Consider the following 13,442-nt stretch of genomic DNA (forward strand, 5'->3'; position numbering starts at 1 on the left):
CGATCCGGGGCCAGGTCTCGCCGCCCACGCGTGACGCCGAGTCGTGGGCGTCGCTGAGCCCGCGCTCCGACAGCAGGGCGCCCCCGTCGGCCGCGATGACCACGGTGCCGGGGTGCAGGGAGCCGTGCGTCACCCCGGAGGCGTGCAGCGCGAGCAACGTCTGGGCCGTCTCCAGCAGCACCGACGCGGCGCCGCCCGGATCGACGGGGCCCGCCCCCAGCAGGTCCGCCAGCGTCGGGCTGACCGCCTGCGCGGTGAGCAGCCACACCTGCTCGCCGGCGGCCACCACGTCCGCCACCGGGATCAGGCCGCCGAGCCCGCCCAGCACCAGCCTCTGGTCGGTCATGACGGTGGCCACGACCCGGTCGCGCACCCCGGGCAGCCCGACGACCCTCGGGTCGAACAGCAGCGCTCCCGCCCGGCGGCCGTCCGGCGAGATCGCGTCGATCCAGTTGCCGACCTCGGTGATCCAGGTGTGCTCGGTGAGCCGGAAGCCGGCGATCCCGTCCCTGGCGTTCTCCATCCCCGTTGCCCCCGGCCCTGTCAGCGCTTCCTCCGGTGCCGCCCCGCCATGCGGCGCCTCACCGCAAGTGTGACCGGAACCGCTCCCCACGTCACCAGCCCGGCCGCGAGCAGCGCGCCCGCCGCACCGCCCGGCTCCTCCGGACGCGCCCGCGGGACCTCGCCGTCGCCCACGGTCGGCTCACCGCGGGTGGGCTCACCGCGGGTGGGCTCACCGCGGGTGGGCTCACCGCGGGTGGGCTCACCGCGGGTGGGCTCACCGCGGGTCGGCTCGCCGCCCTGCCCCCCGCTCGGGGAGGGCTCGACCGTCCGGGTCGGCGGCACGCGGGTCGGCATGGAGAAGGTCGGCTGCGGGTTCGTGGCCGGGGGCGAGGACGGCCGCGGAGCGGTCGTGACGCCGTCCGGGTCGTCGGCGGTGCCGAGCACCTGCGGCTCGTCCGAGGCGGTCGGCGTGGGCGTCCTGGTCGCCCGTGTCCGCGTCGGGGCGGGCGTCGCCTTCGCCGTGCGGCGCGGGCGCGGCGTGGGCGTCACGGTCCTCGTCCTCACCGGCGCGGCGGTCGCGGTCGGCCTGGTCGTCGGGGTCTCCTCGGCCGGGGGCGTCGGGTCCTCCGAGGGCTCCTCCGTCGGCTCCTCGGACGGCTCGTCCGAGGGCTCGTCCGAGGGCTCGTCGAGGCCCGGCTCTCCCGCGGCGGGCGAGGCCGCGGTGGGCGTCACCGTCGTGACCTGCGCCCGCAGGGTCGTGTTGCCGTCGAACACGTTGACCGCCACCAGCGCCACGCCGACCACCAGGCCGACGCAGGCCGTACCGATGACAATCTTCGACGACAGCTTGGACAGCAGCTTCGACGGCTCGGGGAAGCGGGTCTCGGCCAGCGAGGTCTGCGCGTCCGCCGGCGTCTCCGGCGGGTTGGGGAACAGCGCCAGCAGCAGCGCCGCGAGGCTCGACAGGCGCCGGCGCCCGCGCTCCTCCCAGCCGGCCCCGTACGCCTCGGCCGCGACGGCCTCCAGCTCCGTCAGGAACGCCTCGGCGGACGGCGGCCGCTCGCCGGCGTCCTTGGCCAGGCCCCGCCGGACCAGCTCCTGCAGCGCCGCGGGAACCTCCTCGACCGGCGGCTGCGCGCTCTGGTGCTGCCGGGCGAGCGCGGCCATGTTGGTGGCGCGGAACGGCCGGGTGCCGGTCAGGCACTCGAAGAAGACGACGGTCGCGGCGTACACGTCGGTGGACGGCGCGGCCGGCGCGCCCGACCACTGCTCGGGCGCCATGTACGGCGGGGTGCCGGCGGCGCCGGCCTCGTCGCCGGCCCGCGCCGCGATGCCGAAGTCGACGAGCTTGCTCGCGCCGTCCCCCTGGACCATGACGTTCTCGGGCTTGAAGTCGCGGTGGACCACGCCGATGGCGTGCGCGGCGGCCAGGCCCTTCAGGGAGCCCTTGAGCACGGCCAGCGCGGCCTCAGGACCGGTAGGGCCCTCCGACCTCAGGAGCCGGCGCAGGGACACGCCGTTGACCAGCTCCATCACGATCGCCGCGCCGCCGCCGTTCTCGATGTAGTCGATCAGGCGGGCGTTGTGCGGGCTGCGCAGCGTGCCGAGCAGCCTGGCCTCGTGCCGGAAGCGCGCGACGAAGCCCACGTCGGACCTGAGGTCGTCGGAGAGATACTTGATGGCGACCTCGGCGCCGTCGTGGTCACGCCGCGCCAGCACCACCCGGCCGGCGGCTCCGCTGCCCAGCTCTCGCACGGTGCGGTACCCGGGGACCTCCCACAGCCCACCACCGTTCATAACGGTCTCCTCTGCACACTTGTGGGCCCCCACCCGGAACAAACGCACCGTAGCTTAACCAGCGGCAGACGCTTTCTGGAGCGGGTTATCCCTATAAGTCGGAAATCGCAGCCTTGTCCCCACACGCACGGCGGGGCAGCGGCCAAGCGATGCCTGCACACGCGCCGGACCGGGCCGGGCCGCGCCGAACCGTGCCGAACCGTGCCGGACCGTGCCCCACGGACCCGTGCCCGGCCGTGCCGGGCCGGGCCGGGGCGTTTCCGGTGGCCCCGTAAGGAAGGCGTCCCCGGCCCCGGTGCGCGGTGGGCGTGCGGCGGGGCCGGGGCGCGGGGCGTTCGGGCGGCGTCAGCGCGGCTCGCCGGGGGCGGGCTGGTCGTCGCCGGGCTCCTCGCGGGGCGACGGCGTCGCGGACGGGGTTGACCTGGGCGGTGGGTCCGCGGACGGCTCCTCGCTCGGCTCCTCCTCCGGCTCGCACTCCGGCGTGACGCCGCTCGCCTGGGCGCCGCCCCCCGCCGCGCGCGGCTGCGTCGTCGCCCGTACGACCCATCGGGCCCCGCACGGCACCTCGCCGAACGCGTGGCTCAGCGTACGGGTGTACGACGTGTCGCCCGACAACGTGACCTGCTCGGAGTGCTGCCTGCCCCCGAGCGAGAACGTGACGGACAGCCGCACCGGACGGTCGTTCAGGGTCGAGACCGCGACCACGGCCACGGCGCCGCCCCGGCCGTTGACCGCGGCCCGCGCGATCGACACCCGGCGGACCCCGGGCGGGCAGGTCACCCGCGTCCGCGCGCTCGTCTGCTCCTCGCCCGCCGTGACCGTCACCGACACCGTGGCGTCGCACGGCCGTGTCCTGAAGCCCTGGTCGAACGAGCGGGTGTAGGACGTGCGGCCGGTCAGCACGGCGGTCCTGGTGCCGGCGCTGTCGCCGTTCAGCGCGAACCTGACCTGCACCGGCACGTCGCCCGTGCCACTCGTCGTGAGCCGCACCCGGGCGGTGGCCTCGTCGCCCGGCGAGGGCGCCATGTCCAGCGACACCCGCAGCCCCGTCACGGTCGTGGGGCACGGCGGGACGCTCAGCGTGGCGGTCCTGGCGCCTCCCGCTGCGGCGGGCGTGGTGGCGACGGTCAGCGTGACGGTCCTGCCGCAGGGACGCTCGGTCAGCGTGTGACTGAGGGCGCGGGTGTACGACAGGGCGCCGCCGAGCCGCAGCCGGTCCGTGTGGACGGGGGCGCCCGCGACCGCCCAGATGGCGGTGAGGCCGATGGGCGCCGTGCCGGTGGCGCGGATCGTGACCGTGGCCCCGGCGGTGGCGTTCTCGCCCACCGTGAGGCCGCCGAGGGCCAGCGCCGCCACCGAGACCGGCGGCACCGGCGTGGGCGTCAGCGTGCTGGGAGGCCGCGTGGTGGGCGGGAACGGCGTCGGCGTGATCGTCGTCGGGGGCAGCGTGGTGGGAGGCAGCGTGGTGGGACGCAGCGTCGTGGGCGGCTGCGTGGTGGGCGGTTGCGTGATCGGGGGCTGCGTCGGCGGCCGGGTGGTGACCGGCGGCGTCGCCCGCTGCGTGGTGCGGGTGGGCCGGGGCGCCGGCGTCCGGTCGCGGGTGGCCGGAGTCGCCGGGTCGCCGGTGGTCGGCGGGACGACCGCGGGCCGGAGCGAGCCTTCCGGCGGCGGGGGACTCGGGGTCGCGCTCTCCGTGGCGCCCACCGGCGTGGCGGGCGGCGAGACCAGCTCGGCGGGCCCGGGCGAGTCCGACGGCGCGGCCGCGGCCACGTCGAAGGGCTTGGGCAGCCGGTCCCGGCTCGACAGCACGAACACCGCCGCGACCGCCACCACGACGGCCAGGCCGGCGCCCGCGGCCATCCGCACCGCGTTGTGCCGCGCGGCCCTCGCCACGGTGCGCCCCAGCTCGTTCCCGCCGCGGAACACGGTCCGCGCCAGCGACGTGCCGGCCTGCGCGGGCGGCGTCTCGGGCACGGGGAGCAGCAGGGCGAGCAGCGCGACCAGCCCGGCCAGGCGCCGCCTGCCGCGCTCCTCCCAGTCCTCGCCGTACGCGGCCCGCGCGGTCTCCTCCAGCTCCGCCACGAACGCCTCGGCGCTGCGCGGCCGGTCGGCCGGGTCCTTGGCCAGGCCGCGCACGAGCAGCCCGCGCACCGGCTCGGGCGCGTCCTGGACGGGGATCGGCGCGTACACGTGCTGGTAGCCGAGCACGCTCGGCTCGGTCGAGCGGTAGGGCCGGTGACCGGTCAGGCACTCGAAGAAGACGGCCGTGGCCGCGTACACGTCGGTCGCGGGCGAGGCGGGGGCGCCGGCCCACAGCTCCGGAGCCATGTACGGGGGCGTCCCCTCAGGGCGCGAGACCGAGCCCTCCCGTACGGCGATGCCGAAGTCGACGAGCTTGCTCACCCCGTCGTCGCGGACGATGACGTTCTCCGGCTTGTAGTCCTTGTGGACCAGGCGCAGCCGGTGCGCCCGCGCGAGGCCGAGCAGCGACCCCTTCAGCACGGTCAGCGCCGCCTCCGGCCCCGTCGTGCCGTTCTCGCGCAGCAGCGCCCGCAGCGACACGCCGTTGACCAGCTCCATGACGATGGCGGCGCCGTCATGGTCCTGGACGTACTCCCACATCGTGGCGATGTGCGGGTCGCGCAGGGTGACGAGCAGGCGCGCCTCCGCCTGGAAGCGCGCGAGGGACTCGGGGTCGCGCCGTAACTCCTCGGAGAGGTACTTGATGGCGACCTTGACGCCCGTCTCGTCGTGCACGGCCAGCACGACTCGGCCGCTGCCGCCCGACCCGAGCTGCTTGACCTGCGTATAACCGGGAGCGCTCCACTCCATTTTGCCTCTCCCATCAGGAGTCGGCCCACCTGATGAGACGCGTGATCTAGGACAATGGTTTGCCAGGTGGTTCCTGATTCATGGAACTACCGACGGCCGCCGATGTGAACAGGCACATCGATACCTTCTCGGAGCGCCGGGTCGGGCACCGGGGCGCCCCACCGCGTGACCAGGGGGAGCACGCCGGCCCAGACGGGCAGCGCGTGGTCCTCGTCCTCGTCCACCGGGGCGCCGCGGCGGATCTTGACCGACGCCTCGTCCAGCGGCAGGGCGAGCACGGCCGTCGCGGCCAGCTCCTTGCGGTTCGGGCGCCGGGCGTAGTCCCACTGGCCGGGCGCGAGCCGTTCGGTGAGCACACGCAGGCCGGTCAGCCGCTCCTCCTCGTCGGTCACCAGCCGGGCCCGGCCGTAGATCATGGCCGAGCGGTAGTTGACGGAGTGGTGGAACACCGAGCGGGCCAGCACGATCCCGTCCAGGTGGGTCACGGTGACGCACACATCGGTCTCCTGTGCGGCCCGCACCGAGCGGGAGCCGGTGGAGCCGTGCAGGTAGAGCGTGTCGCCGTCGCGTCCGTAGCCGGTCGGCACCACCATCGGGCAGCCGTCGGCCACGACGCCGAGGTGGCAGATGAGTCCGGCGTCCAGCACCTCGTACAGGTCGTCGCGGTCGTCGCTGCCGCGCTCCTTCGAGCGGCCGAGCCTGGTGCGGGGCGTGCTGGAGAGCGGCGTGCTGGAGAGCGGCGTGCTGGAGAGCGGCGTGCCGGCGGGCGGCGTGCTGGTGGGCGGCGTGGTGGAGGCCATGGACGCGACGGTAGTCCGCGAGTGGACCTATCCTGTAGGGCCACTATCCGTACCTTCCTGGAGACCACTTCCGTGCGCAGCCTGCTCGACCTGCCCGTCTCGCTGGAACGGCACTCACCCGTGCCGCTCTCGGCGCAGCTCGCCGGGTGGCTGCGCCGGGCCATGCTGGCGGGCACGCTGGCGCCGGGGGAGCGGCTGCCGTCCTCGCGCGGGCTGGCCGGGCAGCTCGGGGTGAGCCGTACGGTGATCACGGAGGCGTACCAGCAGTTGTACGCGGAGGGGTGGCTGGAGGGCCGGCACGGGTCGGGCACGTTCGTCGCCGGCCTGGAGGACGCCCCACCGGGCACGCCCGGCGCCGGCTCCGGCCAGTTCCCTCCCGGGACGCCTGCCATCCGCTCCGACCAGCCCCCTCCCGGGACCCTCGCTGCCCGCTCCGGTCAGGCCAGGACCGGGGCGCCCGGCGCCCGGTCCGACCGGGGCCCGCGCCCCGTCGCCGACCCGTCCCCCGCCCCGTCCCCCGCCGTGTCATCCGCTCCGGGCCCCGGGACGGCCGCCCCCGCACCTGCCCGCGCACCGGGGCGATCCCTCAGGGGCGCACCCGCACGCGGGCCGGGACCCGCCCCGAGGGCCGCGATCGACCTGCGGCCCGGCAAGCCCTGGGTGCGCGACTACGACGCCGCCGCCTGGAAGCGGGCCTGGCGCCGGGCCGCCGACCTGCCGCCCGGCGACTCGCCCGACCCGTACGGCCTGCCGCGGCTGCGCGAGCTGCTGGCCGGGCACCTGAGGCGGGCCAGGGCCGTGGCCGTCGGCCCGGAGAACATCCTCGTCACCCGCGGGACCGGCAACGGTCTCGACCTGTGCGCGCTCGCCCTGCTCGGCCCAGGCACCCGCGCGGGCGTCGAGGACCCGGGCTACCACGTGGCCCGCACCGTGTTCGCCGCCCGGGGCGCCGAGGTCGTGCCGTGCCCGGTGGACGAGGACGGCGTGGTCTCCGACGGGCTGCCGGGCGACCTCCGCCTGCTCTACACGACGCCCGCCCACCAGTACCCGCTGGGCGGCCGGTTGCCGATCCCGCGCCGCGAACGGCTGCTGGCCTGGGCGCGGCGCACCGGCGCGATGATCGTGGAGGACGATTACGACGCGGAGTTCCGTTACGACGTCGCCCCGCTGCCCGCCCTGTACGGGCTCGACCCGTCCCGGGTGGTGCTCCTCGGCACGCTGTCGAAGACGCTGGCGCCGGACGTCGGCGTGGGCTGGCTGGTGGGGCCGCCGGAGCTCGTGGACCGCATCGCGGATCTGCGCCGGGCGGTGGCCGACCGCACCAGCGGGCCGGTGCAGCAGGCCGTCGTCACCCTGCTCGAACGCGGCGATCTCGACCGCCACCTGCGCAGGATGCGCCTCGAATACGCCCGTCGCCGGGCCGTCGTCGTCGAGATCCTGGGCCCGGTCTGCCGGTTGCGCGGCGACACGGCGGGGCTGCACGTGCTCGCCGAGCTGCCGCCGGACACGATCGGCCGCGTGGTGGAACGGGCCGCCGAGCGGGGTGTCCTGCTGGACGCGCCCGAGCGCCACTGGCGCCGGCCGGGCGCGCCGCTCGGGCTGGTGATCGGGTACGGCTCGGCGTCGCTGCCGGACGTGCGCCGCGCCTGCCGCGTCGTGGCCGAGCTCATCACCGAGACGGGCTGATCACCGAGACGGGCTGATCACCGAGACGGGCTGATCACCGAGACCAGCTGATCACCGGGGGCTGAGGCGAGGTCAGAGCGGTGGCGGCGGGGCCGGCGGCAGGTGGCGCACGACCGGCAGGGCCCGGGTCGCGTAGACCGGGTCCACCGGCAGCACGTGCCGGGCCCACCAGCGGGCGACCTCCGGGTATGGCGACGGCTCGGTGAAACCGGGCGCGTAGTCGTCGTACGGCGGGTCGTACAGGTAGCCCACCGCCACCCCGTGCCGCTCCAGCGCGGCGATGGCCGCGTCGCGGTCGCGCACCAGCAGCGGCACCCGGAACAGCGGCTGGTCGAGATGGTCGCGCACGCCCTCGGCGACCGTGGGCAGCTCGGCCAGCAGCCGCACCCCGGCGAGCCGCCGCTTCCGCTCGGCGGCGACCCCGGCCAGACGGGCCTCCTGGTAGCGCCGGGCGATCCGTCCCTTGCGCACCCGGTAGTCGTGCAGGTCGGCCCGCACCCACGGGTCGAACGGCGCCAGCTCGGGCACGTGCTTCATGGTGCGGCTCAGTTCGTCGCCGCGCAGCTCGATGCGGTAGCCGAGGCGCTCCTCCTGCAGGCCGAGCGCGCGGGCCAGCCGCAGCGCCGGGCGGACCAGGTCGAGCCGGAGCGCGGCGCGCCGGGCCGCGGAGGTGGCGACGGCGAACAGCTCCGACCGCCACGAGCCGGGCTCCAGGACCAGGTCGCGGGCCTGTTCGAGGGCCAGCAGGTCGTCCTCGCGCTCCACGGCCAGCACACCGCCGGACCCGGCGCCGCAGTGCTTGGACAGGCTGTAGACGCCGGCCTGGCCGAACGTGCCGAGCGGGCGGCCGTCGACGGACGTCTCCAGGGCGTGGGCGACGTCCTCGATGAGGATCTTCCCGGTGAAGGCGCCGACCCGGTCCGGCAGGCCGTACATGTTGGTGGTGAGGACCGCGTCCACGGTGGACAGGTCGACGCGGGCGATGTCGATGTTGCCGTCGCGCGGCGACAGCGGCGCCATGACCGGCCGCAGGCCGGCGGCGATCACCAGGAACAGGATCTCGTCGGCGGAGACCGGCGACATGAGCAGCCGCTGGCCGGGCACGCACCAGTGGCGCAGCGCGAGGTAGAGGCCGAGGCGGTTGGAGGGGAGCAGCAGGCAGTGGCGCCCGGTGCGCTCCGCCAACCCCCTCATGACTGCAGGGCCGTGCGCAGACGGCCGAACGTCTTGAGCACCCGGTCGGCCGTGCGGTGCAGGACGGGGTTGGCGAGGACCGTGGCCCGGGTCTTGCGCACGGGCACGCGCATCAGCCAGTGGACGCCCGCGGCGGGCCCGGCCGTGGCGACGCGGCCCTCGGCGACCTCGTACTCGCCGTTCTTCAGCTTGTCCTTGTACTCCTTCTGGCCGCGCCCCATGTCGATGACCTGGATGCCGGACCCGGCCGCCCGCTCGGCCATGGCCAGGTGGTGGATGAGGCCGGGGGAGTACTTGGCGTAGGTGGTGTCGTAGGCGGGGAACCAGCCGACGAGCGTGGTGCGGGTGCGCAGGCCGAAGTGGCCGGCGATGGGCACGCCGCCCGCGTAGACCATGTCGAGCACCCCGGCGAAGTGCTCGGTGTCGGTGGCGTGCAGCCGCTCGACCAGCTCGACGATCCACCGGTGCGCGAACCGGTCGGTGCGGCCGGTGCGGCGGTACTGCTCGGCCTTCCAGCCCATCAGGGTGCGCAGCGGCTCGACGTCGGAGGTGGCGTAGTCGTGGCGGATCTCACCGGCCTCGCGTTCGAGCTTGCGCTCCTTGGCGAGGGTCGTCTTGTACGTCTTGCCGGAGTGCTCGCGCAGGAAGGCGGTGTAGCTCTCGTAGCCGTCGCGCAGGTCGATGATGGGCGACGGGTGGCTCTCGTGCCGGGCGGCCAGCATGGGCTGCCCGGAGACCAGGTGGTCGAACTCGTAGACGGAGAGCCCGCACAGCCGCAGCAGCCGGTACGGGTCGATCTCGACGTCCTTGGCGTGGACGAGGCCCTGCGCGTCGGTCAGTCCTGCCGCGACCGGCTTCCCGATGCCGAGCGGATGTCGCTCGAACGGGAAGAACCCCACGATGTCGGGGCCGTCGTAGATGACCGCGACCCGCACCAGGTCACGCAGCTCGCCGACGGTGACCGTGAACTCGGGCGACAGGAAGGGGTTGTCGAACCCCGCGTGCGCCTCCTGGAGCGCTCGCCACCGGTTCAGCTCCGGTGCGCCCAGTTCGCGGGGGTGGGCAAGTGAGACGCGCATGGGCTCCTACTGGCGATATGCCGTGTGCTGTCGAGCGTTGGAGGGTCCGCCGTGCAAGAGAAGGTTAACCCTTGCTACCAGATGTCATTCATGCAGGTCCGGAACGTTACACAACTCTAAGCTGGTATTCAGAACCGAGTGACGTTCTAATGTGTGTCCATGACGGTCCCCGGAATCGACCTGCCGCGCCTGACCGCGTGGATGGCGAACCACGTGCCCGACACGGGCGAACCGCTGTCAGTGTCGCTGATCTCGGGGGGCAGGTCCAATCTGACCTACCTCGTCGAGGGCCGCGACCGGCGGGTGGTGCTGCGCCGTCCGCCGCTCGGCCACGTGCTGCCGACGGCGCACGACATGCGCCGGGAGTGGCGGGTGATCTCCGCTCTGGCCCCGACGCCCGTCCCGGTGCCCGAACCGGTCGCCTTCTGCGCCGACGAGGACGTCATCGGCGCGCCCTTCTACCTGATGGGGCACGTCGAGGGCGCGGCCGTGCGCACCCGGGAGGAGCTGGGCGAGCCCGCGCCCGAGCACGCGCGGCGGCTGTCGGAGCGGCTGGCCGAGGTGCTGGCCGCCATCCACGCCGTCGATCACCGCGAGGTGGGCCTCGACGGGTTCGGCCGCCCCGACGGCTACCTGGCCCGCCAGCTCGACCGCTGGTGCCAGCAGTGGGAGCGCTCGAAGACCGCCGACCTGCCCGAGTACGACCGGCTGGTGACCCGGCTGCGCGACCGCCTGCCCGCGGCGTCGGCCGGCACGCTCGTCCACGGCGACTACCGGCTCGACAACACGCTCGTCCGGCTCACGCCCGAGCCCGAGATCCTGGCCGTGGTCGACTGGGAGATGTCCACACTCGGCGACCCGCTGGCCGACCTCGGGCTCACGCTCACCTACTGGCAGGACCCGGGCGACGAGGAACGCGCCTCGATCCCGGTGGCCGGCGACGTGACGCTGGCGCCCGGCTTCCTGACCGCGGCGGAGTTCGCGGCCCACTACGCCAAGGTCTCCGGCCGCGACATCCCGGACCTGGGGTTCTACGTCGCCTTCGGCAACTTCAAGCTCGCGGTCATCGTGGAGGGTATCCACGCGCGCTTCCGTCAGGGTAAGACCGTGGGGGAGGGCTTCGAGGAGATCGGCTCCGCGGTGCCCGTCCTCGTCGCCCGCGCCCATCGCATGCTGGAGCCCTCATGAGCACTGTCGCGTTGATCACCGGTGCGGCGAGCGGCATCGGCGCCGCCGTCGCCCGCCGCCTGTCCGCCGGCGGCGCCCGATGCGTCCTCGTGGACCTCGACGGGGAGGGCGCCGAGCGCGTGGCCAAGGAGACCGGCGGGGTCGCGCTGGCCGCCGACGTCAGCACCGAGCAGGCCAACCACGAGGCCGTCGAGCTGGCCGGACGGCGCTACGGCAGGCTCGACGTCGTCCACCTCAACGCGGGGATCGCCGCCGGCGTCGACCTCGGGGCGTTCGACGCGGAGCGCTACCGCACGGCGGTCGGCGTCAACGTGGACGGCGTCGTCTTCGGCATCGTGGCCGCCCTGCCGCTGCTGCGGCGCTCCGGCGGCGGCGCGGTCGTGGTGACCTCCTCGCTGGCGGGGCTGGTCGGCTACGACGGCGACCCGATCTACACGATGACCAAGCACGCCGTGGTCGGCCTCGTCCGGGCGCTCGCCGTGCCCCTCGCCGCCGACGGCGTCCGCGTCAGCGCCGTCTGTCCGGGCTTCACCGACACCCCTCTGGTGGCCGAGGCGCGAGCGACCTTCGTGAACGCCGGCTTCCCGCTGCTCACCGCCGAGGACGTGGCCGCGGCCGTCGAGAGCGCCTGTTATGCCGATCCCGGCACGTTGCTCATCGTGCAGCCGGGGCGGCAACCCGTGCCGTACCGTTATGCGGGCGTGCCCGGGCCGGCGGGTGGCGAGCGGCCGCCGACGCCGTGATCCCGCACGTAAGCAGCTTGCAAGCGGCATAGATACGGTTATACGTGCGGAGAGGTGTCCAACCGGACACCGCGCAGGCGTGAGGGGTGGAGGTTCCCGTGATTCCCACCGATGGTCGGCATGCCCGTAGACGGTCGCCGTGGCCCATCGCGGTGGGCGCGGGCATCGTGGCGGTACTCCTCGTCGTGGGCATCATGGTGTACGCGGGGAGCCGCGGCTCCCGCGACGAGTACAAGGGCGGCGAGGTGGCCCAGGCCGGCCCGTCGCAACCCGCGCCCACCCTGGCGCCGCCGCCGAAGCTGAACAACTGGCCGCGCTGGGGCGTCACCCACACCCAGTACAGCGCCGACACCGCTCCCCGGCCCGTGACCGAGCAGGCCAAGGGCATCCTGGGCCGCGTCCCCCTCCTGCAGAACCAGCACATCATGGGCTGGGGCGCCGGCAACCCCGAGCCGAGCCCCGGCCAGTACAACTTCACCGAGCTCAACCGGCGGATGACGTTCATCGCCTCCTCGCGCGGGGTGCCGGTCATCACGCTATGCTGCGCCCCCGACTGGATGAAGGGCGGCCAGGCCGGCCGCACCGACTGGAGCAAGAACCACACCGTCGCGCCCAAGCGCGAGCACTTCGACGACTACGCCAAGCTCGCCGCCAAGATCGCCCGGCAGTACCCCACCGTGAAGCACTTCATGGTCTGGAACGAGTTCAAGGGCTTCTGGGACCCCACGACCAACCGGTGGGACGCCGAGGGCTACACCGAGATGTACAACAAGGTCTACGACGCTCTCAAGCGCGTGGACGGCGACATCCAGGTGGGCGGCCCGTACGTGCCGATCGAGACCAAGGCCGCCCCCGGGCCCTCCGAGCTGAGCGGCCCGTGGGGCACGATCGACCAGCGCGCCCTCGACGCCATCGAGTACTGGATCGAGCACAAGAAGGGCGCCGACTTCATCGTCGTCGACGGCGCCACCATGACCACCGACAAGGGCAACGTCCCCGACGACTTCGCCGCGCAGGGCAAGTTCAGCGCGATCACCGCGTGGCTGCGGCAGAAGGCCAACGACATGCCCGTGTGGTGGGCCGAGTGGTACGTCGAGCCGGAGAACTCCGGCTGGAGCGAGGCCAAGCGCACGGCCGTGCAGGCGAGCGCCATGATGGAGTTCGCGCGCAGCGGCGTCGCCACGGCCCTGTACTGGAACCCGCAGCAGAAGGGCGGCGTCCGCCAGTGCCACGGCTGCGTGTGGGACGCCGACGGCCGGGAGATGCCCATGGCCGGGCTGCTCAGCGGCTTCACGCGGTGGTTCCCCGTCGGGGTCGCGCTGGAGCAGATCCAGTCGTCCGACCCGCGCGTCAAGGTCCTGGGGCAGGCCCAGCAGGTCGTCATGGTCAACACCGCCGACCGCGACGTGACGGCCACCGTGGACGGCAAGCAGGTCACGCTCAAGCCGTACGAGATCAAGTGGGCGGGGCGCGGTCAGGGCTGAGCGGCCTGGGTGGCGGGGGGGGGCCGCCGGGGCCGCCCCCGCCCGGGGCCCGAAGGGTGGCCGCGCCGCCCCCCCCCCCCCCCCCCCGACCCCCCCCCCCCCCCCCCCCCCCCCCGGGAAAACCCCCCCCCCCCG

General features: G+C 74.4%; 9 protein-coding genes and 1 pseudogene. 4 read left to right on the forward strand and 6 right to left on the reverse strand.

Features of this window, described 5'->3' with window-relative positions:
* The 4 genes and pseudogenes from AB0H81_RS39670 to AB0H81_RS39685 all read right to left on the reverse strand — a co-directional run.
* Nucleotides 1-523 (reverse strand): annotated as a pseudogene (locus AB0H81_RS39670) (hypothetical protein); the annotation flags it as partial.
* Nucleotides 524-543: 20 nt separating this feature from the next.
* Nucleotides 544-2,301 carry a protein kinase gene (locus tag AB0H81_RS39675; protein ID WP_358386024.1) on the reverse strand — a complete coding sequence of 586 codons (1,758 nt, stop codon included), beginning with the start codon at nucleotides 2,299-2,301 and terminating at the stop codon, nucleotides 544-546.
* A 345-nt stretch (nucleotides 2,302-2,646) separates the two neighbouring features.
* A complete protein-coding gene (locus AB0H81_RS39680; RefSeq protein WP_358386027.1) occupies nucleotides 2,647-5,133 on the reverse strand; it encodes a protein kinase in 2,487 nt (828 codons plus the stop codon).
* Between the two features lie 86 nt (nucleotides 5,134-5,219).
* Complete coding sequence (locus AB0H81_RS39685; RefSeq protein ID WP_358386030.1) at nucleotides 5,220-5,933, reverse strand: pyridoxamine 5'-phosphate oxidase family protein; 714 nt, start codon at nucleotides 5,931-5,933, stop codon at nucleotides 5,220-5,222.
* A gap of 72 nt (nucleotides 5,934-6,005) precedes the next feature.
* Here AB0H81_RS39685 and AB0H81_RS39690 point away from each other — a divergent pair, with 72 nt between their 5' ends.
* Complete coding sequence (locus AB0H81_RS39690) at nucleotides 6,006-7,619, forward strand: aminotransferase class I/II-fold pyridoxal phosphate-dependent enzyme (RefSeq protein WP_358386032.1); 1,614 nt, start codon at nucleotides 6,006-6,008, stop codon at nucleotides 7,617-7,619.
* 72 nt (nucleotides 7,620-7,691) lie between these two features.
* Here AB0H81_RS39690 and AB0H81_RS39695 read toward each other — a convergent pair whose 3' ends face one another.
* On the reverse strand, nucleotides 7,692-8,813 hold the full coding sequence (locus tag AB0H81_RS39695) for a DegT/DnrJ/EryC1/StrS family aminotransferase (RefSeq protein WP_358386034.1): 1,122 nt from the start codon (nucleotides 8,811-8,813) through the stop codon (nucleotides 7,692-7,694).
* Entirely contained in the window at nucleotides 8,810-9,892 is a 1,083-nt protein-coding gene (locus AB0H81_RS39700; RefSeq protein WP_358386036.1) for a GNAT family N-acetyltransferase, read from the reverse strand. Before AB0H81_RS39700 ends, AB0H81_RS39695 begins: the two co-directional genes overlap by 4 nt.
* Before the next feature lie 159 nt (nucleotides 9,893-10,051).
* Here AB0H81_RS39700 and AB0H81_RS39705 point away from each other — a divergent pair, with 159 nt between their 5' ends.
* The 3 genes from AB0H81_RS39705 (at nucleotide 10,052) to AB0H81_RS39715 (ending at nucleotide 13,307) form a co-directional block, all read left to right on the forward strand.
* Nucleotides 10,052-11,080, forward strand: a complete 1,029-nt coding sequence (locus AB0H81_RS39705; protein ID WP_358386038.1) for a phosphotransferase family protein — start codon at nucleotides 10,052-10,054, stop codon at nucleotides 11,078-11,080.
* Nucleotides 11,077-11,823, forward strand: coding sequence for an SDR family oxidoreductase (locus AB0H81_RS39710; protein ID WP_358386041.1), 747 nt, complete (start codon nucleotides 11,077-11,079; stop codon nucleotides 11,821-11,823). Before AB0H81_RS39705 ends, AB0H81_RS39710 begins: the two co-directional genes overlap by 4 nt.
* Before the next feature lie 98 nt (nucleotides 11,824-11,921).
* On the forward strand, nucleotides 11,922-13,307 hold the full coding sequence (locus AB0H81_RS39715; protein WP_358386044.1) for a xylan 1,4-beta-xylosidase: 1,386 nt from the start codon (nucleotides 11,922-11,924) through the stop codon (nucleotides 13,305-13,307).
* Nucleotides 13,308-13,442: the final 135 nt, after the last annotated feature.

This window comes from Nonomuraea sp. NPDC050691, assembly GCF_040654455.1.
Lineage (GTDB): Bacteria > Actinomycetota > Actinomycetes > Streptosporangiales > Streptosporangiaceae > Nonomuraea.

Bases quoted from the DNA above. Each gene is read 5' to 3' on its own strand.
- AB0H81_RS39675 (WP_358386024.1), bottom strand. From the start codon at position 2,301: ATGAACGGTGGTGGGCTGTGGGAGGTCCCCGGGTACCGCACCGTGCGA.
- AB0H81_RS39680 (WP_358386027.1), bottom strand. From the start codon at position 5,133: ATGGAGTGGAGCGCTCCCGGTTATACGCAGGTCAAGCAGCTCGGGTCG.
- AB0H81_RS39685 (WP_358386030.1), bottom strand. From the start codon at position 5,933: ATGGCCTCCACCACGCCGCCCACCAGCACGCCGCCCGCCGGCACGCCG.
- AB0H81_RS39695 (WP_358386034.1), bottom strand. From the start codon at position 8,813: ATGAGGGGGTTGGCGGAGCGCACCGGGCGCCACTGCCTGCTGCTCCCC.
- AB0H81_RS39700 (WP_358386036.1), bottom strand. From the start codon at position 9,892: ATGCGCGTCTCACTTGCCCACCCCCGCGAACTGGGCGCACCGGAGCTG.
- AB0H81_RS39705 (WP_358386038.1), top strand. From the start codon at position 10,052: ATGACGGTCCCCGGAATCGACCTGCCGCGCCTGACCGCGTGGATGGCG.
- AB0H81_RS39710 (WP_358386041.1), top strand. From the start codon at position 11,077: ATGAGCACTGTCGCGTTGATCACCGGTGCGGCGAGCGGCATCGGCGCC.